Here is a 25133-nt window from a genome sequence, read left to right on the forward strand (position 1 = left end):
GCGGGGCCTTTGCATGTCTTCTCGTTGCTGCTGGTATTTCCGGAAAATTAGCGCTCGCTCAACGGATCTCCGATCGCCCGGGTGACGGGTTTCAGCATGTATTGCAGAACAGATTTCGATCCGGTCACGATTTTTGCATCTACCACCATTCCGGGAGAGATCGTTTCTGCCTGGCTTCCACGGCCTATCTGATTTGAGGTCAGGGGTATGGTCGCCTTGAAAAAGTAGTTTCCATATTCGTCCCGGAAGCTGGATGCCGAGATGACCGAGACCTCCCCCTTCAGAGTACCCTGAATGTTCGGGTCGAATGTGGTGATTGCGATTTCGGCCTGGTCACCAATTTCGACATGGCCGATATCGCGCGGCGAGATGCGAACGTCAGCGACAAGATCGCTGTCGCTGGGAACTATTTCTGCAACAACATCGCCGGGTGCAAGCACACTTCCAGGACCCTTGAGATAGAGAGCTTTGATGTGTCCGCTTGCGGGTGCCCGGACGAACAGACGATCAAATCGATCACGTTGTTTTTCGGCCTCAAAAGCCAGTTCACTACGCTCCTGAACAACCCGGCTGCGCTCTTCGGCAATTTCTTCCTCAGCAACTGCAATTGACCGTTCCAGGCTCGCTTTTGCTTCGGTCAGCTGAGCCTCGGCGCGCCCCTTTTGACCGACAAGTTCACTCAGTCCGCTTTGAGCTATCTGAAGGGAAGACTTGGCATCCAGAAAGCGTCTTCTGGATGTGTATCCTTGATCGAACAGCGTCTGTTGTATGGAAAACTTTTCCTGCTCGATTTCAATTTGCGTTTCCTGCAGCCCAATCCGTTCCACGATGCTTGCCAGTTCAGCTTCCTTTTCGCTGATCCGCGCCTTCAGGGCCTGCTGCTCCTGAGCCAAGGCTTTCCGCTGCGCCTCATGCGCGGCCAATTGAGCCTCGCTGAACTTCAGATCAGAGCCCAGACGCAGGTTTTTCGGGTCAACGTTGTTGGGATCAACTGCCAGTCTCTGCTCCTCCCGTGCAAGGAATTGCAGGCGTGTCCTCACCCGTTCCAGATCACTTGACGTTGCTGTTTCCTGTAGACGGACGAGCGGCGTCCCCTCTTCAACCAATTGACCTTCCTGGACCAAAACTTCAGCAACGATGCCACCTTCAAGGTGGCCAACGGTCTGAACTTTGCCGGCAGGAGCAATTTCACCAGCAGCTTTCGCGACTTCGCGAACCTGCCCGATCGCCGCCCAGCCAAGAAATGCTGCAGCGCCAAGGGACAATACTTGAAGAACCCTGCGATAGGCGACCGGCGGCGGCCCCTCTTCGAGCTCCAAAGGCATGTCAAGTGATTGGTCGTCGGAAGGAGACTTGCGAGAAAACATGATGCCCTGACGCTGGCGAATACTACTCAACTACCTATGGGGAATTAAAGTAAACATCTGCTGAATCGTACACTTAACCAAAGGTCGAAAAACCGGAAGGAGAGCGTTTTGGTTGGTGGTTGGATTTTATGGCGCTGCGTATTTTCCTGCTGAATGGTTCGATTCTGTTGAGTCGCTACCGCAGGAGAACCGTCATAAAACAAACTGAGCATAACTTGCATTTTTTGTCCTGCGAAAAACCGATCGGGATAAAATTCAAGGTCTGCTTCAAAACAGCCATGAATGCGCAAGTATGAGTCTACCTGTCCCAGAGAATGAAAAAAGAAGGCTCCAGTTTCTAAGGGACCTGCGCATTCTCGACACGGAAAGAGAACCGGGGTTTGACGCTCTCGCAGACCTGGCGCGGACGATCTGCGGCACGCCATTTGCCGCAATCACCTTCATGGAAGAGCACGAGCAATGGCTAAAATCTTCCTCCGGCGCAGAACTAGGAACCGTCCATCGACAAGATGCCTTTTGTGCACAAACTATTGTGGATCAGCAGACCCTTGTCATAGAAGACGCTCTTGCCGACCCGAGGTTTAGTCGTAGCGCCCTCGTCGTTAATGCTCCCAAGATCAGGTTCTATGCCGGCTGCCCGCTGGTACTGGATGGAGACCTTGCTCTCGGGAGCCTTTGTGTTCTTGACGTCGTGGCTCGTTGTCTTACTGAAGATCAGATCAAACAGCTCGAGCGACTGGCGGAAGCCGTTGTAGCACTTGTTCAAAATTACAGGACGGTACACCTGGCTGCAGAAGCGGCCGTGGAAGCCCGCGAATTGCAACGTGCGGCCGAAACCCGGCAAAAGCTCCTGGAGCAAATGGAGGACATCGCACAAATAGGTGCCTGGAAGTCCAATCTTCACACTCAGAAACTGGAATGGTCAGACCAGATTTACCGAATGTACGGGGCACCAATTGACGAGGAACCGTGCCTTTCGGTGCTATTGGACAGCTATCCGGAAGAAGAGCGAGCGAAGCTCGTTGAGTATATGGACCTCCTCGTTGAAACCCAGATTCGGCAATCGCTCGATGTATTTTTGACCCGGCAGGACGGTGTTGTAAGACGCCTCAGGATCATGGGTGAGGCTCAGAAGGCGGCAGATGGCACCCAGGAACTTCTGGGAATCGCACAGGACATTACCGAGCAGTATGAAATTGAAAGTGAGCTTTGGACTGCCGCGCATTTCGACAGCTTGTCGGGGTTGGCAAACCGAAAGTACTTCAATGCGGAACTGAAGGAGCAGACGGGAAAGGCCCTCGGCACCGGATCCGGCCTCGCATTGCTGCTGATCGACGTCGACTACTTCAAATACATCAACGACACTTTTGGCCATCTGGCCGGAGATGAAGTCGTGCGAGCAGCAGGCGTACGTATTGCAGAGCATTTCAACTCCGAGGCATTCTGCGCGCGCCTCGGCGGCGATGAGTTTGCCGTCCTGACTCCCTATAACGGAGACCGGATCGCACTCGTCTCAGTTGCCGAAGACTTTCAAGCCAAATTCAGTCTACCGATCCAGGCTTGCGGCAACTCCATTCCTGTCGACTGTTCCATCGGAATTGCAGTCTTGCCAGAGAACGCAAACACACCGGAAGACCTGTTGAAATTTGCGGATTTTGCCCTCTACTCGGTCAAGAGGCGTGGCAGGGGCGGTGTCGAAATCTATCAGCCGGCGCACCGGGAACTGTTTCTTTCTGCGATACCGGCTCAGAATCCCAGCCCAGGCCACTCGGGCTGATCCAACGTTTTTCCACCCAATTTTTTTGACAAACTGGCTTTGACCCGTCTGTTGTGACGTGCATTAATGTCACAGATATTTGGACGATTAGCCAAATCACGTGATGCTTTGGGAGGATGCATGGCTGATACAATTCCGGTTAAGGCGGAAATCAGAGACGGAGTTCTTTGTTTGACGCTAAATCGGCCGGACAAATTGAATGCCTTCAATGAGGCAATGCACCATGTGCTTCGCGAGCGACTTTCGGAAGCAGAAAACAATCTGGAGATTCGCGCTGTTCTACTGACGGGTGCAGGCCGTGCCTTTTGCGCCGGTCAGGACCTGTCAGACAGGGATATGCGCTCGGGAGGAAAGGCTCCTGATCTCGGAAACACCCTGGAGACTCTCTACAATCCGCTGGTTCGCCAGATCAGGTCGCTTCAGATGCCTGTGGTTTGCGCGGTGAACGGTGTCGCCGCCGGTGCAGGCGCGAATATCGCACTCGCCTGCGACATAGTGCTTGCAGCCCAGTCGGCAAAGTTCATTCAGGCTTTTTCCAGAATCGGTCTCATTCCGGATTCCGGCGGCACGTGGTTTCTTCCGCGGCTCATCGGAGAAGCGCGTGCCAAGGCACTTGCAATGACTGCCGAACCTCTTGATGCCAACACCGCCTCTGATTGGGGACTGATATGGAAATCTGTTCCGGATGACGAGTTGCAAAATGAAGCGATGTCTCTGGCGATGAAGATGGCCGGCGGACCGACAACCGGTCTGGCTCTGACGAAACAGCTCATTCAGAAAGCCTCTGATCAGTCACTTGATGAGCATCTGGATGCCGAGCGCGATGCACAGCGGCAAGCCGGAAAAACAGATGACTACCGGGAAGGCGTTACCGCTTTTCTGGAAAAACGCCTTGCCCGATTTACCGGTTCCTGACGGCAGCACGGGGTACTTCATGACACCGAACGAACTCGCCAACGCTTGCGCGCAGCGTATGTGGTCGCAGGATACCGCGTCGCAGAAACTTGGAATGCGACTGGATCTCGTGGAATCCGGCCGCTCCATCATCACCATGGCCGTGGTTGATACCATGACCAACGGACACGGCATCTGTCACGGCGGATACATTTTCACACTCGCGGACAGCGCCTTCGCATTCGCCTGCAATACATACAATCAAGTCACGGTTGCCCAGCATTGCTCCGTGACGTTTCTGGCGCCGGCACAACTGGGAGACATGCTGACGGCCACAGCCCAGGAGCGGTCTCGTCAGGGACGATCGGGGCTTTACGACGTAACAGTCAAAAATCAGGACGGAAAAGTAATCGCCGAGTTTCGCGGCAATTCGAGAACAACCAAAGGCACAATTCTGCCAGAGTGAGTGAAACGTTCGGCAGAGCGTTTCCTGGGAGGACACAATGGAAGATCTGGCACCGCATCCAGGTGACCTGGAACCGATTGAAACCGCGTCGCGCGACGAAATTTCATCCCTGCAACTTGAGCGCCTGAAATGGTCGCTCAATCACGCTTATGAAAACGTTCCTTTTTTCAGAGCCAAGTTTGACGAAAAAGGCGTTCATCCGGGCGATCTCAAGTCTCTGGCGGATCTATCGAAATTCCCGTTCACAACCAAGAGCGACTTGAGAGATCACTACCCATTCGGTCTGTTCGCGGTTCCGCGAGACAAGATCGTCCGGGTTCATGCTTCATCGGGCACGACCGGAAAGCCGACCGTGGTCGGATATACGGCCAGGGACATCGACATGTGGGCGCATCTTGTTGCCCGGTCGATCCGGGCATCGGGTGGCCGTCCGGGCGATATCATCCACATTGCCTATGGGTATGGACTTTTCACCGGAGGCCTTGGTGCCCATTACGGCGCAGAGAAAATGGGTTGCACCGTTGTGCCCGTTTCCGGGGGAATGACCGAGCGCCAGGTCACGCTCATTCAGGACTTCAAACCGCGCATCATCATGGTGACGCCCTCTTATCTTCTTTCCATTCTCGATGAATTCCGCCGTCAGGGCATCGACCCGCGCGAAACCAGTCTCGCAACAGGCATTTTCGGCGCGGAACCGTGGACCAACTCCATGCGGCTGGAGATCGAGGAAGCGTTCGACATGCACGCGGTAGATATTTACGGGCTTTCGGAAATTCTTGGCCCGGGCGTTGCCAATGAATGCGTAGAAACAAAGGATGGCCTGCATATCTGGGAAGATCACTTCTACCCGGAAATCATCGACCCGGAGACGGGAGAAGTCCTTCCCGACGGCGAAATCGGTGAGCTGGTCTTCACGACCCTGACCAAGGAAGGGTTGCCCATGATCCGTTATCGGACGCGAGACCTGACCCGGCTGCTGCCCGGTACTGCCCGATCCATGCGACGCATGGAAAAAATCACCGGCCGCTCCGACGACATGATCATCCTGCGAGGCGTCAACGTGTTCCCGACGCAAGTGGAAGAACAGATCCTGAAATGCGATGGCCTCTCGCCTCACTTCCAGATCGAACTGTCAAAATCCAACCGGTTGGATGTCATGACCGTTCACGTCGAGGCTCTGCCAGGATCATCGACGATCGACGCGCGCAAGGCATCTGCAAAGGAACTTGCACATCACATCAAAAGTGTCGTCGGAATTTCAGCGGTCATCGATGTGACCGAACCAGGTCATGTTGAACGATCGGCCGGCAAGGCCAAGCGGGTCGTCGACAATCGCATGAAAGACTAAGGCACACGCTTTTCAGGTCCTCCCCGGATCACTGGGGAAGACCTGACTTTCGGACCGAAGCCTCAACCGTGTTGAGGCCATTCCTTGGCGACGAGGGTCAGTACATCATACTGAGCGACCGGTTCATCATTCTGGTTGGTGACCAGGCAATCCCAGCGAACTTCTCCATAATCTGCCGTAATCCTTGGAGAAACTTCCTTGGCAGTGAGCTGAACCTTCAAGCTGTCACCGGCATTGACCGGGGTCATGAAGCGTAGGTTGTCTACGCCGTAATTGGCGAGCACCGGCCCCTCGTCCGGGTCGACAAACAGCCCCGCAGCAAATGACACGATCAGATATCCGTGTGCCACTCGCCCTTCGAAGAACGGATTTCTTTTTGCCGCGGCCTCATCCATATGAGCGTAGAACGTGTCACCGGTGAACTCGGCAAAATGCTCAATGTCTTCTAGCGACACTGTCCTGGATTTCGTCGTCAGCTGATCACCAATCCTGAGATCTGCCAATGATTTGCGGAACGGATGACGTTCACCGGCTTTTCCTTCGGCATCGGCCACCCAGCGTCCCGTAACGGCTCCAAGCATTTGCGGTGTGCCCTGCACAGCGGTTCGTTGCATGTAATGCTTGATGGAACGCAGACCACCCAACTCCTCGCCGCCTCCTGCCCGCCCCGGACCGCCGTGAACGAGCATCGGCAATGGAGATCCATGCCCGGTGGACGTTTTGGCACTTTGCCGGTTGCCGATCATCAAACGCCCATGGAACGGCGCCATTCCCAAAACCATCTCTTCGGCAACAACGGGATCGTTCGTGAAGACTGATGCGACGAGGGATCCCTTTCCCTTGTGCGTCAGTTCGACCGCTTCACCAATGTCATCATATGGCATGACCGTGGCGACCGGGCCAAATGCTTCGACCGAGTGTACTTTTTCTGACGTCAACGGCGCGGCGCAATGCAGAAGGACGGGTGCTTCAAATGCGCCATTTTCCAAGACCTTGTCTGAAGATGCAGAAATGATTTCAGCGTCCTCTTTGAGTTCCGCGATCCTTGCGTGCACCTCGTCACGCTGTCCCAGCGAAGCCAATGGCCCCATGGTGACATCTTCCTGCCTTGGATCTCCAACCACCTGACGGGACAATCGTTTACCGAGAGCGTCTGCGACTGCATCCACCTGATTTTTTGGAACAATTACCCGGCGGATCGCGGTACACTTCTGCCCGGCCTTGGCGGTCATTTCTCGTGCGACTTCCCGGATGAACAGATCGAATTCCGGCTCACCCGGAGATGCATCAGGCCCCAGAACGGCTGCATTCAGGCTGTCGGCCTCCATTGAGAAGCGGACCGAGTTCTGCACAACCGCCGGATGTCCACGGAGCATTTGTCCAGTTGCTGCCGAACCTGTGAAAGTCACCACATCCTGACCACCGACGTGGTCGATCAGGTCACCGGCAGACCCGCAAAGAAGTTGCAGCGAACCTTCAGGCAATATGCCGGTTTCCAGAATATGCCGGACCACCAGTTCTGTCAGATAGGCCGTTTGACTGGCCGGTTTGACCAGGCAAGGCATACCAGCGATCAACGCCGGTGCGATCTTTTCCAACATGCCCCAACAGGGAAAGTTGAACGCATTAATATGAACTGCAGTTCCCTGGAGTGGTGACAGAATATGCTGGCCCGAGAAGGTGTTATCCCTGGATAGAGGCTCAACCGCCCCTTCGACAAACACCCGGGTGTTGGGCATTTCCCGCCGTGCTTTTGAGGAAAAGGCGAACAGCGTTCCGATGCCGCCCTCAATATCTATCCAACTGTCCTTGCGGGTGGCTCCTGTCGCAAAACTCTCCTGATAGAAGATTTCTTTATTCTCCATCAGCGACTGCGCGAGCGTTTTCAGCATAAGTGCGCGTTCGTGATAGGTCATCTTGCGTAATGCATCGCCGCCCTTGTCACGTCCATAGGCGAGCGCCTCACCAAGATCCAGGCCGGTGGCGTCAATCCGCGCAACCGGCGAGCCTGTGGCTGCATCCAGAAGGTCCGCACCTTCACCGTGCCCTTTTCGCCAACTGCCGGCAAGATAGCTCTCCAGAACGCGGAACTTTTGCGGAACTACGGTCATTGAATTGATTCCAGATTTTCGATTTGGCCTGATTGTACTCAGGCCTCAATGGAGTGTGGTTGACGATTTCAGGCGTCGTAGGTCAGCACGAGTCGCTTGGAAATTGGCCTGGATTGGCAGGTCAATATGTAGCCGTCCCGGATTTCATCATCTTCGAGCGCGTGGTTCGCTGCCATTTCAACTTCACCCTCGAGCAGTTTGCCTCGGCAAGTCGAGCAGACCCCGGCGCAACAGGAATACGGCGCATCTATGCTGTGCCGATGCGCGGCCTCCAGTATGGTCTCGCCTGCTTCCATATGAATATCGCGTGTCGTACCATCAATCGTCAGTTTGAGGTCTGCCTCCTTGTCCTTGTCACCGGCCACTCGCGGCCGATCCTTCGCAGGCAATCTTCCCGGCTGATCCGACTTGAAGAGTTCATGTTTGATCTTACCCGGCTCAACATTGTGCCTTGCCAGGCTATCTTGAACAGTTTCCATCATACCGTGAGGACCACACAGGAAAGCCAGGTCGATATCCTCCGGGTCAATCAGTGTCTCCAGAAGCTCATCAAGCTTTTCAGCGTCCACGCGACCGGAAAACAATTCCGTATCCTGCGCATCGCTCTTCAGGATGTGAATGATCTGCAGCCGGCCGATAAACCGGTTTTTCAGATCCTCAAGTTCTTCCCGGAACATGATCGAGGAAACCTGCCGGTTGGCATAGACCAAAGTGAAGCTGGACTGAGGCTCGCGCGCCAATACGGTTTTCAAGATGGAAAGAATAGGCGTGATGCCCGACCCGCCCGCAAACCCGACATAAAATCGGGCACTTTCAGGTTCTATCGGCGCATTGAAGCTGCCGACCGGAGGCATCGCCTCGACCGTGTCCCCCGGCTTCAGGTTTTCATTGGCCCAACAGGAGAAAGCGCCACCATCAACGCGCTTGATGCCGACCTTGAGATCTCCATCCTCGGTCCCGGCACAAATGGAATAGCACCGCCGAACCTCATGCCCATCGAAATCGCGACGGAACGTGAGATATTGTCCTTGCGTGAAGCGGAACAGCTCCGTTTCTTCCGGCTGCGGTTTCAATGTCACGACAACAGAGTCCCTGGTGTCGGGTGCGACCTCCGTGACAGTCAGGGCATGGAACCTTGACATCTACTCCTCCCTTTTCCCTTCCAAATGCCCGTCAGTGACATTTGAAGTAATCGAACGGCTCCAGACACGCCTTGCACCGATAGGCAGCCTTGCAGGGTGTGGAACCGAATTGACTGACCTTTTCCGTGTTTTCAGAGCTACAACGTGGGCAAGCGACAACGAGGCCGCTCCCCTTGCCCAGACGGGCTAGCCGCCCTGAAACGCTTTCTGTTTCCGTATCGCGAACCGGTGGTGCAATTCCGTATTGGCGCAGTTTTTCCCGACCCGCCTGGCTTAACCAGTCGGTCGTCCAAGGCGGACTAAGCTTTTGCTCCAAACGCAGGTTCTCAATTCCGCAGGACCGCAGCTTGGTTTCTATGTCGAGATTTATGATCCCGGTGGCCGGGCAACCGGTATAAGTCGGGGTTACGGTGACGACCAGCGTGTCCCCCTGCCATTCAACCCCCCGGATTACGCCCAGGTCGATCAATGACAGCACCGGGATTTCAGGGTCCGGCACTTCAGCCAACCATTTCCAAACAGTGTCCGTTGAAACCTGCATGTGCTTACCAGGTTGCCCCAGGATAGGCCCGCTGCAAGAACTGCATTTCGGCCAGCAAATGCCCAAGATGCTCGCTGTGGCGACCGGCCGTACCACCGGAATGCGCGAATTCTGTCTGCGGCAAGTCCAGCGTCGCCTGAGCCATCACGTTCTCTACCGCTTCCTGCCACTGCGACCGCAAGCTCTCAGGTGCCGGGGCTATTCCGACATCAGAGAGTGCTTCATCGACCCGATCGCCGACAAACATCTCACCGGCATAGGGCCAAAGCGTATCGAGAGACGCCTGCATTCGTTTCCGGCTCTCCGGTGTGCCATCTCCGAGGCGAATGACAAGGTCGGCCGAACGATCCAGATGATAGGCAACTTCTTTACCGGCTTTCGCGGCGATTTCCGCGACACGCTCGTCTGCAGAACGCTCCAGGGCCTCCAGAAGCAATACCTGGTGTGCATCAATAAGAAATTGACGCATCAGGGTTTTTCCGAAGTCACCATTCGGTTGCTCGGCAAGAAGATAGTTGCGGAAGTCCCAGGCATCGCGCAAAAACGCCAATTCGTTCTCGCCGCGACCTTTTCCTTCCACTTCACCCGCGTACGAAAGCCACAGTCGCGCCTGCCCGATTAAGTCGAGAGCGACATTAGCGAGTGCGATATCCTCCTCAAGAACAGGAGAATGACCGCACCACTCGGACACGCGGTGACCGAGAATGAGAGCGGTGTCTCCTCTTCTCAGGAGCCACTCGAACAATAAATCGCTTGCGACAATATCGTTTTTGCCGGTCATCACATTTTCCCAACTTCATCGGGAATGTCGTAGAAGCTCGGGTGCCGATAGATCTTGTCCGCCGACGGCTCGAACAACGCATCCTTCGAGCCTGGATCCGATGCTGTGATCTGTGCCGATGGAACCACCCAAATGGAAACGCCTTCACGGCGGCGGGTATAAACATCGCGGGCGTTCTTGATCGCCATTTCAGCATCTGGAGCATGAAGCGACCCGACGTGTCTGTGGTTCAGGCCATGTTGCCCGCGGATAAATACCTCCCACAAAGGCCACTCTTTTTTCATTTCATCCTCCGCGTAAAAGTCAGACACGTCATTGAGCGCACACCGCCCAAGTTCGTTTCAATTCGGTTGTTCGCAAAACATATTTCCGACAGTGCTATTCTGCTGCCGATCTGGCAGCTTCCCTTTTGTCTGCATGCGCCATCAGCGCGTCCCTGACCCAGGCACCGTCGTCCCACGCTTTCACGCGCGCTTCCATGCGCTCCCGATTACATGGACCATTGCCTTTCAGCACTTCGAAGAACTCGGTCCAGTCAGGCTCCGAGAAATCGTAGCCACCCTTTTTCTCATTCCACTTAAGGTTTTCGTCGGGCACTTTCAGACCAAGATATTCCGCCTGCGGCACAGTCTGGTCGACAAATTTCTGCCGCAACTCATCATTGGTGTTGATCTTGATCTTCCAAGCCATCGACTGGGCGGAGTGAACGGAGTCCTTGTCCGAAGGCCCGAACATCATCAAAGAGGGATACCAGAAGCGATTGAGCGCATCTTGAGCCATGTGGCGTTGAGCGGGCGTACCGTTCGCCATCTTCATCATGATGTCGTAGCCCTGCCGCTGATGAAAGCTTTCTTCCTTGCAGATGCGGATCATCGCGCGGGAATAAGGTCCGAAGGACGTTCTTTGCAGCGGCACCTGATTCATGATGGCGGCACCGTCCACCAACCACCCGACCGCCCCGATGTCTGCCCAGGTAAGCGTCGGATAGTTGAAGATGGAAGAATATTTCATCTTGCCGGCGTGAAGCAGCTCGATAAGCTCGTCACGGCTAACACCCAGTGTTTCGGCGGCGCAGTAGAGGTAGAGACCGTGTCCGGCCTCGTCCTGAACCTTGGCCAGAAGGATTGCCTTGCGCTCCAAAGTCGGTGCCCTGGTAATCCAGTTCCCCTCCGGCAGCTGCCCAACGATTTCCGAGTGGGCGTGCTGACCGATCTGCCGGATCAGGGTCTTTCTGTAGCCTTCAGGCATCCAGTCGGTCGGTTCTATCTTTTCGCCGCAATCAATACGCTCCTGAAATGCGCGCTCCTCGTCGGACATTTCGGAAATGTCGCGCACTTTCTTGGAATCGGTTTTCACCATCTGGGCATACATGACGCCTCCTCCCCGTCATGTTGAACTCAATGGGAAGATAACGCACAAAGCATCACAGAAAAAGTGTATTTTTATACATTCTTGTGATGCTTGAAATTGCATCCCGGATTTCCGTGCAATTGAAGCAGCCCAAATGACTTTATGCGGCCAGTGAACTCAATCGTTCGACAACGGATTGCGGACGTGCAGGCAAGGGCCCCGCCTGGTTCAGGAAGCTTTGGCCAATGTGAGTATCTGCCAGTTTCGACAAGGCGATGTAGAGTTCCGCAAACAGATGCCTCGCCGCGAAACCGGGCCAATCCTGGGGCAGGACGGACTTCGGCAATCGCGGGTCTCGCAGCCGGATGTGGCGGTAAGCATGAACAAGCGCGATACGAAACAGCAAAGCGGATTGCCCCGCATTCACCAACTGAATCTCTTCCGCAAGTGGCTCAAACTTCTGTAGAAATCCGCGATACTCGGCAGCCAGAGGAGCAAGCTCAAAAGAGCTGTTAACCAGCTGTTTGAGCTCGTCACTTTCCGGCGTTACTGCCCGAGACCTGAAAGCGACGCCGGGATACGTACGCCCAGGCCGCTCGGCACCCGCAAACACATGACCGCCAAGCGAGACAAAGCCCTGCTTTTTCAATTCCGACTGGTCGGCCACACGCGGGCAATAGGAAAAAATCCAGTCACAATCCTCGTCAGGAGCACCGAAGAACAGATCAGCGGCAAGATGATATTCCTCACGCGCAGGCGTGGTCAGGGCGTAAAAGCTGCGTCGCCCTTCCCTTTGCCCTTCAAGCTGCCCTTTTGAGACAAGACGGGAGACCGCTGTCCGGACCAGGGACTCGTTCACGCCAAATCCGGCACAAAGTCCAATGAGATCCCCCATCCAAAGGACCCCGCCCCGAGGTTCCACGATATCGCCGTAGATTGTCACGATCAGCTGGGCTGCCTTGGGTGGGTATGGTTCCAGCAACCGGTTTACGGTCGCATCTGCGCGAAAGGACATGAAGCAATTGATCCGTCTTTTTTGGTGAGCTTAGCCTCGGCACATCAGCAAACCAAGCTCTCAGGTGGCATTGGTCAGGACAAACTCTCCATTCCTTCCTTGCGCACCATTTAGACAAACGTTATAGAGTAACGCGTTACAACATTACATCAGTGCGGAAATATCTCGAATGACAGTTCCCTCCCGTTCCAGTTCCTTCACTCGTCGAGCTCATGGCCTTGCCTTCTCTACTGCGCTGACCGGCACCTTTGTCCTTTCCCTTGCAGTGACACCGGCCATTGCCGCCTCACCTTCAGTGGTAACGACGATCAAACCTCTGCATTCCATTGCATCCGCTGTCATGGAGGGCGTCGGAACACCGCATATCCTCATTGACGGAGCGTCCTCCCCCCACGGATTTGCTCTCAAACCTTCTCAAGCCTTTTTGCTACAGGGCGCTGATGCAGTTTTCTGGATCGGCCCCGAACTCGCACCGTCACTTGAAAAGCCGATCGGGTCCATGGCCGGAGACGCCACGACCGTTGAGCTGATGGACGCAGCAGGTATTCAGCATCTTGCAATTCGAGAAGGTGCGAATTTCGACGCTCACGATCATGGTGATCACGAAGATCATGTTTCCGCCGATGATCACAACGGTCACGATGATCATGACGAGCACGCCGAGAAGCACGACGACCATGATCACGAACATGACGAACATACTGAAAAGCATGGGGACCATGAAGAACATGAGCATGCTGATCATGATGACCACGACCATGGAGACGAAAAAGGCGATCACGCGGAACACGCGGATGGCGATCACTCAGATGAACATGCTCATGAAGGCGCAAATGACGCTCATTTCTGGCTCAATCCGGACAATGGAATTGCAATTGCGCATGTAATGGCCGACACGTTGTCCCAGCTTGATCCGGACAATGCGGAAACCTACCAGAAAAACGCCGCGAACTTTGAAACCCGGATCGAGAAGCTTGAACAATCGATCTCTTCAAAGCTAGAGCCTGTGGCGGGCAAGAAATTTGTCGTGTTCCACGACGCCTACCATCACTTTGAGCACCATTTCGATTTTGAGGCCAGTGGCGCCATAACGCTGTCGCCGGAAGCGCTTTCCAGCGCAGACCGTGTTGCCGAAGTTCAGAACCAGATCAAGGAACTGAACGTGACCTGCGTTTTCCAGGAACCGCAATTCGACGCAAAACTGGTCAATGTTGTTCTTGAAGGGAGCGACGCGCGCAAGGGCACTCTGGATCCGCTCGGCACCGAACTTGCCAATGGAGCCGATCTCTATCCGCAACTGATTGAGGGACTTGCAGACTCGCTCGTCGAATGCCTTTCCGGGCAATCCTGACAACACAAAAAGAACGCCGGGAAACTATTCCCGGCGTTCTTTTGAACCAGCTTTCCACTCAAGAGGCTCTGGCCTTTGCGCGTGCAGCCTCCGTCTTTTCGAGCGCTTTCAGGAGATAGCGGTCCCGGTCATACACATCGGAATAATAGGCAATGCTGCCGTCCATCTCCGGCCAGGCCGTGAAATAGGACACGTAAACCGGGATGTCTCCGGCCACCTTCTCCTGCTCGTTCCGGCCTTCCGAAATTCTGGACGTGACATAATCCTTGGACTTCCCAAGCACGGCAGCCGCCATTGCCTTCGGATCATGCAGCCGGATGCAGCCGTGACTGTAGGCACGCATGTCCTTTTTGAAGAGGCTCTTGGCTGGCGTGTCATGCATGTAGATGTGATGCTTGTTGGGGAACAGTATCTTCACTTCGCCCAACGCATTCGACCTGCCTGGATACTGACGGACATTGATCGACTGCTGCTTGGAAGCCACTGCGTACCAGTCGACTGCCGTGGAGGAGATCTGACGCCCTCCTGGTGTGGTGACCTCATAGCCTGCGCGATCGAGATAGCTCGGGTCTTGCGCCAGCTTGGGAAGCATCTCATTGACGATGATCGAATACGGCACCCCCCAATATGGGTTGTATTCGACGATTTCGATCTTGTCGTAGAAGAAATTTGTCTGATTGGACTTCTTGCCGACGACAACCCGCATGGACAGCGGCACTTCACCCGGAGAGGTATAGGTCGCTGTAAAGGCCGCCTGGTTGATGAACACCTTCCGGTCACCAAGCTCCTCAGGGATCCAGCGGCTCCGCTCCATCGCAAGTTCGACTTTGGCGATCTTGGCCGCATTGGTTTCACCGACCATAGCCTTGATGGTGTTCTTGCCGACAATTCCATCCGGTGTCAGCTTGGCTTCCTTCTGAAAGGTTTTGACCAGATCGACGAGCTCCGGAGAATAAAGCTCTGCGCCATCATAGGCAGCGAGCGTTTCCGCATGTGCGGCCCTTAATTCATCGGAACCGTTCTTCTGCACCGCAGCCACAATGTTTTTCATTTCGGGACTGGATTTTCCCGCCTTCAGGAAGGTTCCCGGTGCGATAACGATCTGGTCCGCTTCCTCGTCTTCCGCTTTCAAGCGAGCCAGTTCCCCAGTCAGCTTCTTGAAGTGCTCGTTCTGTGGCTGGTGGGCTTCAAGTTTCCCGCCCATATCCGAGCTAGACGTGAACTCAGCCAAAGCGGCCGCAAGATCGACCTTGTGGCGGGGCAAGTCGTGGTACTGGGAGATTCGGTTCGGATCGACGCGGCCGCGCGTTGCATCAAGTACATAGGAAAGCGCCGCCGCGCTCAATTTCATTTCGAAGCGCATCAGGGCTTCATTGCGAGCCGCTTCATCGAGCCCGTCTGTCTCCGGCAATGAAACGAAGTAATCTTGCGGATTCAACGCGAACTTGTCTGCCCGAGCAAGCGCATTGCGCATGCTTTTTGCCTTGGAGCTTACCTTGCCATCTTCAATCCAGACAAACTGCGAATGTTCCCCGTAATAGGCTATGAGAGCGTCGCCGATTTCAGGCAATGCCATCACCGACATGCCCTTCAGCGCAGGCCGAGCTTTGTCGAATTCGCTCAAGACGACAGGCTCCTGGCTGGTCGTCTCACTGTCCACGACAACGGTCTCAGCTTCCTGTTGCCGATTTGTAGCTTCCGCGTCCGCAGGCTCAATCTCAGCCGGCTTCACTTCGGAGAGCGGCGTGAGCGACACTTTCTTCAAGGTATCAGGCGAATAATTCAGATACCGCGGCGCGGACACCTTGACCTTGGCCGCCTGCTCACGAAGCTGATCCTGACGTTCCCGCTCTCGCTGCTTGCGATGGTTCTCCGGATTGAAAAGCCGTTGGAACAGACCTTGGGCTGATGCCGGTTCGTATGTCATCGCGGAAAAACCGGATGCAAGCACCGTGACCATAAGGCCGGCCTTGATTGAATTTCCCAGTACTGCCCTGGAGCGTTTCATCAATGCTCCCTCGTCGCCGCTCTTCGGCATTTCGCGTTCCGTCATGTTTGCTCGCATCATCTAAACCCGAAAATTTATTAACTAGTGTCGTTTCCGGCACCGCGCCCTTTTTCGAACCGGACGTTTAATTCCCCTGCCTAGGAAGAGACCGCCGGGATTGCAGACATACCCGAGCGATTATGTTCAGCGCGCATTCTGCCGTTTCAAAATGGCGATTCTCGCTCAATTCCGGCGAATGACACGCATGGTGAACAGACTGATACTATATCAGGCCTGTTGATATGGTTAAGAGTTTCCCCCATACACAGATTGTGAATTCACATCACTGTGACGAATTTATCGCGCACCACCCCAACACCTATTGCACGATGCACTGAAGGGAATGCCTCAAGGCGACGCTTCGTGACCTCCGTCACGGTAATCAATGTCGGTTTTCACTATTCTTGGCAGGAAGACCCAACCGACGGAGATCGATGAGAGCGATGCCATTCCAGTTCAACATAGGAGACCATGCGTCGCCGATATCGAAATACACCAGTTTCAATTCGTCTCAATACAGCAAACTGAAATGGGCTCGAAACAAGCTCTTCAGGATGGTCAAGAACAATCCCGGCTGCGATGCCTATTTCAGGTCCCTTCCGGGCCGAAGAACGTTGACCAACATGATCGGCGACAGCAGCATCTGGGTAAATTACGGTCCGACAATTTCTCCCCTGCACGGGGAAATTCATACTCCGACGGGAGAAATTGCCGTCGGCGATCGCGCATTCAACATGGGAAGGTGGATGGTACTGGCAACGCTTATCCATGAGCTTGCACATCATAACGGCGCTCCTATCACAGGAGGAGACACCCGTGCGGAAGAAGCTGTCTATCATTGCGGTCTTGGGACCGCGAAAGAATATTATGACGGCGTGGACGACCCACGAACGCCATACGACCCGAATGTAGGCGGGTAATCCAAAGAAAACGGGAGCAACCCGATCGGATCACCCCCGCAAACAACATGACTTAAAACGGAATTTCGTCGTCCATCGGGCCCGCACCACCGCCGGAAGGACCTCCAAAGCCACCGCCACTGGAACCGCCGCCGTAACCACCGCCGCCGCTACCGCCGAAGTTCCCTCCTGAGCCGCCAGAGCCACCGCCGAAGCCGCCACCGCCCTGAGGATCGTTGCCGTAGTCAGGCAGGCCACCCGACTGACCGCCACCTTCACCGCGCCCATCAAGCATCGTCAGATTGGAATTGAAGCCCTGCAGAACAATTTCGGTAGAATACCGATCCTGCCCGGATTGATCCTGCCACTTCCGTGTCTGCAACTGCCCTTCGAGATAGACCTTCGAGCCTTTGCGCAGGTAATTTTCAGCGACCTTGCAAAGTCCTTCATTGAAAATCACGACACGGTGCCATTCGGTCTTCTCGCGACGCTCACCGGAATTGCGGTCCCGCCAGGTTTCCGAGGTTGCAATACGCAAATTGGCGATAGGACGGCCATCCTGCGTCCGGCGGATTTCCGGATCGGCTCCCAGATTGCCGACCAAAATTACTTTATTGACGCTGCCCGCCATTGTGAACTCCTGTTTGTTTGCGCGATCCGCTCTGAATTATTTGCTTCTATCAGCAGACCGCGCCGCAACCATCGCCGCTAGAAACCAGAACCCTAACGATCCGCCAACCGCTCTGTCTTCTTTTTTGCTTCACGGCCAGCATTTTCCACAAGGCAAGCCCACCTTTTGCGGAAAACAAGACTTTCCGACTATCCCCCCCTGAGAACCCGCGGGATTGACGGCCGCTGCAATCTATCCCGTTTTGTTCCTTTGTGGTTCCTGTTTCCTGTCAGGATGAATTTCAAGCCCACCGCTGGTGAGCCGACCAGAACAATTGAAACTTCCTGACGCCCCACGCTTCAATGTACTTGTTTTGTTCTTATCACTTCTGTAAAAACGATTCAATCGGACTTCGTATCCTGAAATTCTCCTCCTGCCGCAGTGAACCCCCCACTGGAAGCGCCGCGTTAAACTGCTATATCGGGACAAAGACAAAGCGGGAAACGAGCCCCTTCGAATATATCCACACGTGCACGAGCGCTGAATGTAACCGGCGCGCGAGGTCAGGAAGAGAGAGAATGACAACATCCAAGAGCCTCAAGGCGGATGAAAGCTGGAAAAGTGATCCAACCAAGGTCATCAGTGTCAAAGGGGCCAGGGAACATAATCTGAAGGGTGTGGACCTCGATCTGCCTCGCGACAGACTGATCGTGATGACAGGCCTTTCCGGCTCGGGCAAATCTTCTCTCGCCTTCGACACGATCTACGCGGAAGGCCAGCGCAGGTATGTCGAAAGCTTGTCCGCATATGCCCGCCAGTTCCTGGAAATGATGCAGAAGCCGGATGTAGACCAGATTGACGGTCTGTCACCGGCAATCTCGATCGAGCAGAAGACAACGTCACGCAATCCGCGCTCCACCGTTGGAACGGTGACCGAAATATACGACTACATGCGGTTGCTGTTTGCCCGCGTCGGCATTCCTTATTCTCCGGCCACCGGATTACCGATCGAAAGCCAGACCGTGAGCCAGATGGTCGACCGCGTTCTGGACCTGGAAGAAGGATCACGCCTCTACCTGCTCGCACCGATGGTTCGCGGCCGCAAGGGAGAGTACCGCAAGGAATTGGCGGAACTCATGAAAAAGGGGTTCCAGAGGGTCAAGATCGACGGAACCTTCTACGAAATTGCCGACGCCCCTGCCCTGGACAAGAAATACAAGCACGATATCGATGTTGTCGTGGACCGGCTGGTCGTGCGCGATGATATCGCGGGAAGGCTGGCAGACTCCCTTGAAACAGCTCTGAAGCTGGCCGACGGAATTGCGATTGCGGAATTTGCGGACAAGACCGAAGAGAACGGCGATCCGAAACGTCTGATTTTCTCGGAAAAGTTCGCCTGTCCCGTTTCCGGTTTCACCATTCCGGAGATTGAGCCACGTCTGTTTTCATTCAACAATCCGTTTGGCGCATGTCCGACCTGTGACGGCCTGGGGACGACCCTAGCGTTCGAAGAAGATCTGGTTGTGCCCGACCATTCCCTATCGTTGCGCGAAGGGGCCGTATTGCCTTGGGCCAAAACCGGGTCGACGTCTCCTTACTATGCACAAACACTGGAAGCACTGTGCAGCCACTTCAAGGTGTCAATGGCGACCCCCTGGAAGGATCTTCCGGTTGAGGTACAAGACGCCATTCTTCACGGCACCGGCAAAACTGCCGTCGAGTTCGTATATGACGACGGGGTACGCAGCTATCGGACGGAAAAGACATTCGAAGGTGTTATCGGCAATATCGAACGCCGGTGGCGTGAAACCGAGTCCTCATGGGTTCGCGAGGAACTGGCCCGGTTCCAGTCGGATCACGCCTGTCCCGCCTGCAGTGGGTTCCGCCTGAAGCCGGAGGCGCTCGCGGTCAAGATCGCTGACAGACACATTGGTCAGATCACCGAATGCTCTATAAGGCAGGCAAGTGACTGGTTCGAGGCTCTGCCGGCGAAGCTCAATGACAAACAGACGGAAATTGCCGGTCGTATCCTGAAGGAAATTCGCGAGCGCCTGAAGTTCCTGAACGATGTCGGCCTTGAATATCTGACGCTGTCGCGGTCCTCTGGAACGCTTTCCGGAGGTGAAAGCCAGCGAATTCGACTGGCTTCCCAAATTGGTTCAGGTCTGACGGGTGTCCTTTACGTCCTTGACGAACCGTCAATCGGACTTCATCAGCGGGACAATGCGCGCCTCCTTGAAACGCTCAAGCATCTGCGTGACCTCGGAAACACGGTTATCGTCGTGGAACATGATGAAGATGCCGTGTTGACAGCCGACTATGTAGTCGATGTGGGGCCCGGTGCCGGTGTCCACGGCGGCCAGGTCGTCGCTAAGGGCACGCCTTCAGAGATCATGGCCAATCCGGCCTCCCTGACGGGCGAATACCTGTCCGGCACCAAGATGATTGCGCGCACCGACGAGCGCCGCAAGATCACCAAGAAACGCCAGATTTCCGTACGTGGCGCGCGCGGCAACAATCTGAAAGACGTTGATGTTGACGTTCCACTCAGCACCTTCACCTGTGTCACGGGCGTTTCAGGCGGCGGAAAATCCACTTTCCTGATCGACACGCTTTACAAAGCCGCGGCACGCAGGCTCAACGGTGCCAGGGACAATCCGGCTCCTCATGACCGGATCGAAGGGCTTGAAGTCCTCGACAAGGTCATCGATATCGACCAGTCCCCGATCGGACGAACACCCCGCTCGAACCCGGCAACCTACACTGGAGCCTTTACGCCGATCCGCGAATGGTTTGCCGGAATGCCAGAGGCAAAAGCGCGTGGCTATCAACCGGGGCGTTTCTCCTTCAACGTCAAAGGCGGACGGTGTGAAGCCTGCCAGGGTGACGGCGTCATCAAGATCGAGATGCACTTTCTTCCGGATGTCTATGTCACCTGCGACGTTTGCAAGGGAAAGCGATACAACCGGGAAACTCTGGAAGTCGAATTCAAGGGCAAGTCCATCGCCGACGTGCTCGACATGACCGTCGAAGAAGCTGCCGAATTCTTTTCAGCCGTTCCCGCGGTCCGCGACAAGATGGACACTCTTGCACGTGTCGGTCTTGGCTACATAAAGGTAGGACAGCAGGCCACAACGCTGTCGGGCGGCGAGGCGCAGAGGGTAAAGCTGGCGAAGGAGTTATCCAAACGCTCTACCGGACGCACGCTCTACATTCTGGACGAGCCGACCACGGGACTGCACTTTCATGATGTCGCCAAACTGCTCGACGTGCTTCACGAGCTGGTCGATCAGGGCAACACTGTGCTGGTGATCGAACACAATCTCGAAGTCATCAAAACGGCCGACTGGATTATCGACCTCGGACCGGAAGGTGGTGATGGCGGAGGCACGATTGTCGCCACGGGACGTCCGGAAGAAGTTGCTGACGTAAGGGAAAGCTATACCGGGCAATTTCTGCAGGAACTTCTGCAACGAAGGCCTCAACGCACACCTGACGCAGCGGAATAGTCGCTTCCGCAACCGCAGAGAATCTGTGTGCACCGCACACAGATTCGTATCGATCTGTTTTTGTTAACTTTTTCCACCAAAAAATCTCAGTCATTCAACAGCTTTTTTGCATTGCACCAAATGCATGTCTGACATGCGCAGATCGCGCTTCTTTTAATTCAGCTGGTGAATTATATCCTTGTTCAACGACGACGCGGAACGCAAGGACGATCCGCTGATTAAGGAATAAGAAGATGTTTGACACTGTGCGTCAGAAGTACAGCAACTGGGTAAACTACCGCCGTGCGGTTGACGAATTGTCCCGCCTGTCCACCCGTGAACTGCAAGATCTCGGCATTTGCCGTGGCGATATCAAATTTGTTGCCCGCCGCGGAATTTAGCTGACAAAAAACTAGAAATCGCGTCCCTAGGCACCCTCCTCCCAGCCGACGGGCGTGTGACACGCGGGGCATCCTCCTCCCAGCCCTGCCACGTCGAAACGACGCCCGCCAGTACCTCCTCCCACTGGCGGGCGTTCGTTTGTCTGGTATCCGGTTTTCTGCACAAGATCGCCAGGGTCAGCCCTCTTTCCCAATTACCTATCATGTGCGGTGTCTTTTGGAGCCGTGACTTCAATCAGCCACGAGCCGATCTATTACGGATCGTTGAAACGCTCTCAAAAACGATTTGTCAGAAGGCGCCGGTGCCGCGGAACGAACGCTTGCCTTGATATCCTGCACCAAGGCGATGTCCCGCCTGGTGATCGTACGGGCCAATGCCGCCCCTCTTTCAAAAGCAAATCCGGCTTCCACCACTTCATCAATCAATCCCGCCGTGAAAGCTTCACTGGCGCTGAGCACCGGCGACTCGAGCAGAAACAGCAATGTTCTGCCGTAACCAAGCCGTGACGGAAGTCGTTTGGTTGCTCCGCCACCTGGCATGGCGTCAAAGGACAGGTGACCATCCGTAAATCGGGCACTGTCGCTTGCCAGGATCAAGTCACAGGCAAGCGCTAACTCAACACCTCCAAGCCGGCAGTCACCATCCACACAGGCAATCGAGATTTGAGGGAGCGCGGCTATCCTTTCCAGGATTTCGCTCATGCGATAAATGGCGCCGGAGAACTTTGCTCTGTCCTTGAAACAGACTTCGAGCATTGCTGCGTCCAATCCCGTAGAAAATACCCTCTTGCTTCCTCGAATTACGAGACAGCCCAGATCATCAGGTCGCGTCTCCAGCTGCTCAAGGGCCACTTCCATTGCCGACATCGTGGCCTCGTCCACGCCGTTATCCGCACCGGGACGATCGAACTCCCAAACCATGAAACGTTCCTGAGCGGTCACGATCATGCTCTTTTCCCCGTTGTATCGGTGTCTGTTCTCGACGGCAGTCTAACCAAGCTCCCGAATTCTGCGAAGCTTGTTGCATATGTAGATGGAAACCTCGCGGAAATGGAATACCGGCACTTACCGAGATGCTGCGAGGCAGTTTTGTGGATCGTCGGCAACCAGGCATCGCAGGTGCGAAGTGGTCCTACAACAGGAAGTAATTCCAGCAACCAAGGATGACAACTACTGATCGTTAACCCTTTGGTGACTTGCACTTTTTGCATATCTGCTTCGCGATTTTGCTACTACCTCGCAACGCACAAATTCTCTATCTTCCAAATTGTAAGAGATGAACGGGCCAGACGCCGATCCGCGGTGCCATGGCCACTGAGATAGCGAAAGGCCTAAACCATGATCGACACCGTTGTTCGCAAATTCAACAACTGGAAACGCTTCCGTCAGACCTACGACGAACTGTCCAACCTGAGCAATCGTGAGCTGAACGACCTGGGCATTGCCCGCTCCGACATCGCTCGTTACGCTCGTATGTCTGCAAAGTAAAAATTCGCGGCCTGGAGTACTCCTCCTCCCAAACTTCGGGCTGCAAATCTCCACGCTTCTAGCGTGGAGCATATTAGAAACGCTTGCCGGATCCTCCTCCCACCGGCAGGCGTTTTTATTTTTGGCTAGGCAAACTGCAGTTCCGAATACATGCAGATCCCGGCTTGCAATCGTCAGTCTGCGCCCTGTGCAAAGACACCCTTGCAAAACGAAATGAATTTCTCACTCAATTCATCAAGGTCTCTGTCCCGGCGATGAGCCATGACAATGGGCGTGTTCGGCAAATCCTCCAAAAGCTCAATTGGCACCACTTCATTGCCTCCATACGTCTGGTTGGAAGCTGGACGCATGGCCAGGATCGAAACACCAAGCCCATTGGCGACGCTGCATCTGACCGATTCAATCGAAGTCGACCGAAAGGCGATTTTCGGTCCAATGCCGTAGCGGGCGAAAATTCTGAAAAAATACTCACTGCTTCCTGGCGCGTCGAACAGGATGTAATCCTCAGATGCGATCTCCTGGATTGAAGCCGACCTATTTCCGGCAAGCCGATGATTTTGAGGAACCACCAGATAGGGTTTAGCCGAAGCCAGTTCCTGCCAGGCAGTCGTCGCTGGATCCAGACCAAGATCGTACATCACTGCAAGATCGACTTCCTTCTTCAGGATCGCGGTTTCGAGTTCACTGTGAAGCATTTCCGATACTTCCAGCTTCACTCCCGGTTCTTCTTCCCTATAGCCACAAACAAGCTGTGCGAGAAAGAAGGGAGCGATGGATTGGAAACAACCCAGTTTGATCTTGCCGCAACGATTCGAAGCAATCTCCTCGGCAACGTCGCCTGCCCGTGTTGCGCATGCCACAAGCTCGTCCGCATACTTCAAAAACTCCACCCCATGAGGTGTCAGTTCCATTCCGCGGGCATGATGTCGTTTGAACAAGACGAGGCCTGTCGTTTCTTCCAACTTGGTGATTGCCTGAGCAATTGCCGGCTGGGAAACACCGATGGACTTTGCCGCGATGGTAATCCCGCCGCTTCTGGCAACCGTTTGAAAATACTCACATTGTCTGATTGTTATGCGGTTCATGCTGCCACTGCATAAGTTTTTCTTTTCTTAATGCAATGATAAAACAGTTTTTTCAATTTCAAAAATGCCGTTAGCCTTTCCCCGACTTGTCATGGAGGGGAAAGATGGAAATGGAAAACGTCATCGACCTAAACGCCTATCCGATTGCAAACATAAATTTTCGAACGAAGTGCCGGTTGGAGTTTGAAAGGACCGGCGTGCTTGTTCTACCCGGATTTGTGCCCGCTTCGACAATCGAGGGAATTCGTGACGAAGGCCTTGCCAACCGAGACAAGGTTTACGCAAAGACCGAGCAGCACACGGTTTATCTCAGTGCAAAGGATCCTGGCTTCGATGACGACCACCCACGTAATCGGATGGTCACTTCATCCAAGGGATGTATTACGGACGATCTGATGCCGGAAAATTCGGCTCTACGCGCTCTTTATGATTCAGAGCTCTTCCGGGATTTCTTGTGCGAAGTGCTTGGCGAACAGGCGCTTTACGAATATGCGGACCCTCTTTCATCACTCAACCTGCATTTTGCCGAAAAGGGACAGGAACTGGGTTGGCACTTCGACAACTCTTCCTTCTCGATCACGCTGATGGTTCAACCCCCGGAAGCTGGCGGACAGTTCGAATACGTGACACGGCTGCGCGACGCGGATTCCGGCGACATGAACTACGAGGGAGTTGCGGATGTTCTGGATGGACAAACAAAGGTCAGCGAACTCTCCGTAGAAGCCGGTACCCTTGTGTTTTTCCGCGGGAGAAATTCCATTCACCGTGTCGCTCCCAACCTTGGCGATCGGACTCGGATACTTGCGGTTCTGGCCTACAATACCGAGCCTGGAATCGCACTTTCCAAAGAGGCACAATTGACCTTTTACGGACGGACGGCCTGAAGCCCGGGAACCATGTACCAAACCGGATCCGGAAGTCCTTCTTCTGAAAGCAACAATGACAAGCTTCAATAACCGGGCCTTCGTGAAC

Annotated in this window: 22 protein-coding genes; 10 read left to right on the forward strand and 12 right to left on the reverse strand. The window is 54.6% G+C overall.

Features of this window, described 5'->3' with window-relative positions:
- Positions 1–47 precede the first annotated feature (47 nt).
- Entirely contained in the window at positions 48–1367 is a 1320-nt protein-coding gene (locus ABLQ08_RS15740; RefSeq protein ID WP_352943938.1) for an HlyD family type I secretion periplasmic adaptor subunit, read from the reverse strand.
- Positions 1368–1659: 292 nt separating this feature from the next.
- Here ABLQ08_RS15740 and ABLQ08_RS15745 point away from each other — a divergent pair, with 292 nt between their 5' ends.
- The 4 genes from ABLQ08_RS15745 to paaK all read left to right on the forward strand — a co-directional run bounded on the left by ABLQ08_RS15745 (position 1660) and on the right by paaK (position 5852).
- On the forward strand, positions 1660–3144 hold the full coding sequence (locus ABLQ08_RS15745) for a diguanylate cyclase domain-containing protein (protein ID WP_352943940.1): 1485 nt from the start codon (positions 1660–1662) through the stop codon (positions 3142–3144).
- A gap of 120 nt (positions 3145–3264) precedes the next feature.
- Positions 3265–4059, forward strand: a complete 795-nt coding sequence (gene paaG, locus ABLQ08_RS15750) for a 2-(1,2-epoxy-1,2-dihydrophenyl)acetyl-CoA isomerase PaaG (protein WP_352943942.1) — start codon at positions 3265–3267, stop codon at positions 4057–4059.
- Positions 4060–4078: 19 nt separating this feature from the next.
- Positions 4079–4504 (forward strand): hydroxyphenylacetyl-CoA thioesterase PaaI, encoded by a 426-nt coding sequence (paaI, locus tag ABLQ08_RS15755; protein ID WP_352943944.1) that lies wholly within the window; start codon positions 4079–4081, stop codon positions 4502–4504.
- Positions 4505–4541: 37 nt separating this feature from the next.
- Positions 4542–5852 carry a phenylacetate--CoA ligase PaaK gene (paaK, locus tag ABLQ08_RS15760; protein WP_352943946.1) on the forward strand — a complete coding sequence of 437 codons (1311 nt, stop codon included), beginning with the start codon at positions 4542–4544 and terminating at the stop codon, positions 5850–5852.
- Between the two features lie 62 nt (positions 5853–5914).
- Here paaK and paaZ read toward each other — a convergent pair whose 3' ends face one another.
- The 7 genes from paaZ to ABLQ08_RS15795 all read right to left on the reverse strand — a co-directional run bounded on the left by paaZ (position 5915) and on the right by ABLQ08_RS15795 (position 12792).
- Positions 5915–7963 (reverse strand): phenylacetic acid degradation bifunctional protein PaaZ, encoded by a 2049-nt coding sequence (gene paaZ, locus ABLQ08_RS15765; protein WP_352943948.1) that lies wholly within the window; start codon positions 7961–7963, stop codon positions 5915–5917.
- A 68-nt stretch (positions 7964–8031) separates the two neighbouring features.
- The gene (locus ABLQ08_RS15770) at positions 8032–9105 is read right to left on the reverse strand and encodes a 2Fe-2S iron-sulfur cluster-binding protein (RefSeq protein WP_352943950.1); all 1074 of its coding nucleotides are present in this window, start codon (positions 9103–9105) and stop codon (positions 8032–8034) included.
- A gap of 31 nt (positions 9106–9136) precedes the next feature.
- Positions 9137–9646: a 1,2-phenylacetyl-CoA epoxidase subunit PaaD gene (gene paaD / locus ABLQ08_RS15775; protein WP_352943952.1), complete on the reverse strand. Its 510-nt coding sequence runs from the start codon at positions 9644–9646 to the stop codon at positions 9137–9139.
- Positions 9647–9650: 4 nt separating this feature from the next.
- Positions 9651–10427 carry a 1,2-phenylacetyl-CoA epoxidase subunit PaaC gene (gene paaC / locus ABLQ08_RS15780; RefSeq protein ID WP_352943954.1) on the reverse strand — a complete coding sequence of 259 codons (777 nt, stop codon included), beginning with the start codon at positions 10425–10427 and terminating at the stop codon, positions 9651–9653.
- Positions 10427–10711 (reverse strand): 1,2-phenylacetyl-CoA epoxidase subunit PaaB, encoded by a 285-nt coding sequence (gene paaB / locus ABLQ08_RS15785; protein WP_352943956.1) that lies wholly within the window; start codon positions 10709–10711, stop codon positions 10427–10429. Before paaB ends, paaC begins: the two co-directional genes overlap by 1 nt.
- A 94-nt stretch (positions 10712–10805) precedes the next feature.
- Complete coding sequence (paaA, locus tag ABLQ08_RS15790; protein WP_352943958.1) at positions 10806–11798, reverse strand: 1,2-phenylacetyl-CoA epoxidase subunit PaaA; 993 nt, start codon at positions 11796–11798, stop codon at positions 10806–10808.
- A 139-nt stretch (positions 11799–11937) separates the two neighbouring features.
- Complete coding sequence (locus ABLQ08_RS15795) at positions 11938–12792, reverse strand: PaaX family transcriptional regulator C-terminal domain-containing protein (RefSeq protein ID WP_352943960.1); 855 nt, start codon at positions 12790–12792, stop codon at positions 11938–11940.
- Positions 12793–12961: 169 nt separating this feature from the next.
- On the opposite strand from ABLQ08_RS15795, the gene ABLQ08_RS15800 reads away from it, so the two are divergent.
- Complete coding sequence (locus ABLQ08_RS15800; protein ID WP_352943962.1) at positions 12962–14143, forward strand: zinc ABC transporter substrate-binding protein; 1182 nt, start codon at positions 12962–12964, stop codon at positions 14141–14143.
- A gap of 58 nt (positions 14144–14201) precedes the next feature.
- Here ABLQ08_RS15800 and ABLQ08_RS15805 read toward each other — a convergent pair whose 3' ends face one another.
- Positions 14202–16196, reverse strand: coding sequence for a L,D-transpeptidase family protein (locus tag ABLQ08_RS15805; protein ID WP_352943964.1), 1995 nt, complete (start codon positions 16194–16196; stop codon positions 14202–14204).
- 428 nt (positions 16197–16624) lie between these two features.
- On the opposite strand from ABLQ08_RS15805, the gene ABLQ08_RS15810 reads away from it, so the two are divergent.
- Positions 16625–17110, forward strand: a complete 486-nt coding sequence (locus ABLQ08_RS15810; RefSeq protein ID WP_352943966.1) for a hypothetical protein — start codon at positions 16625–16627, stop codon at positions 17108–17110.
- A 52-nt stretch (positions 17111–17162) separates the two neighbouring features.
- On the opposite strand, the gene ABLQ08_RS15815 is transcribed toward ABLQ08_RS15810, so the two are convergent.
- Entirely contained in the window at positions 17163–17720 is a 558-nt protein-coding gene (locus ABLQ08_RS15815; RefSeq protein WP_352943968.1) for a single-stranded DNA-binding protein, read from the reverse strand.
- A 557-nt stretch (positions 17721–18277) separates the two neighbouring features.
- Between ABLQ08_RS15815 and uvrA the strand changes: the two genes are divergently transcribed.
- The gene (gene uvrA, locus ABLQ08_RS15820) at positions 18278–21208 is read left to right on the forward strand and encodes an excinuclease ABC subunit UvrA (RefSeq protein ID WP_352943969.1); all 2931 of its coding nucleotides are present in this window, start codon (positions 18278–18280) and stop codon (positions 21206–21208) included.
- Between the two features lie 233 nt (positions 21209–21441).
- Entirely contained in the window at positions 21442–21588 is a 147-nt protein-coding gene (locus ABLQ08_RS15825) for a DUF1127 domain-containing protein (RefSeq protein ID WP_352943971.1), read from the forward strand.
- Positions 21589–21819: 231 nt separating this feature from the next.
- Here the strand turns inward: ABLQ08_RS15825 and ABLQ08_RS15830 are convergent, their stop codons facing one another.
- The gene (locus ABLQ08_RS15830; RefSeq protein WP_352943973.1) at positions 21820–22536 is read right to left on the reverse strand and encodes an enoyl-CoA hydratase/isomerase family protein; all 717 of its coding nucleotides are present in this window, start codon (positions 22534–22536) and stop codon (positions 21820–21822) included.
- Positions 22537–22926: 390 nt separating this feature from the next.
- Here ABLQ08_RS15830 and ABLQ08_RS15835 point away from each other — a divergent pair, with 390 nt between their 5' ends.
- Positions 22927–23076 (forward strand): DUF1127 domain-containing protein, encoded by a 150-nt coding sequence (locus tag ABLQ08_RS15835; protein WP_297591596.1) that lies wholly within the window; start codon positions 22927–22929, stop codon positions 23074–23076.
- 173 nt (positions 23077–23249) lie between these two features.
- Here ABLQ08_RS15835 and ABLQ08_RS15840 read toward each other — a convergent pair whose 3' ends face one another.
- The gene (locus tag ABLQ08_RS15840; protein ID WP_352943975.1) at positions 23250–24161 is read right to left on the reverse strand and encodes a LysR family transcriptional regulator; all 912 of its coding nucleotides are present in this window, start codon (positions 24159–24161) and stop codon (positions 23250–23252) included.
- 104 nt (positions 24162–24265) lie between these two features.
- Between ABLQ08_RS15840 and ABLQ08_RS15845 the strand changes: the two genes are divergently transcribed.
- The gene (locus tag ABLQ08_RS15845) at positions 24266–25045 is read left to right on the forward strand and encodes a HalD/BesD family halogenase (protein ID WP_352943977.1); all 780 of its coding nucleotides are present in this window, start codon (positions 24266–24268) and stop codon (positions 25043–25045) included.
- Positions 25046–25133: the final 88 nt, after the last annotated feature.

It is taken from the genome of Roseibium sp. SCP14, assembly GCF_040329475.1.
Taxonomy (GTDB): Bacteria; Pseudomonadota; Alphaproteobacteria; order Rhizobiales; family Stappiaceae; genus Roseibium.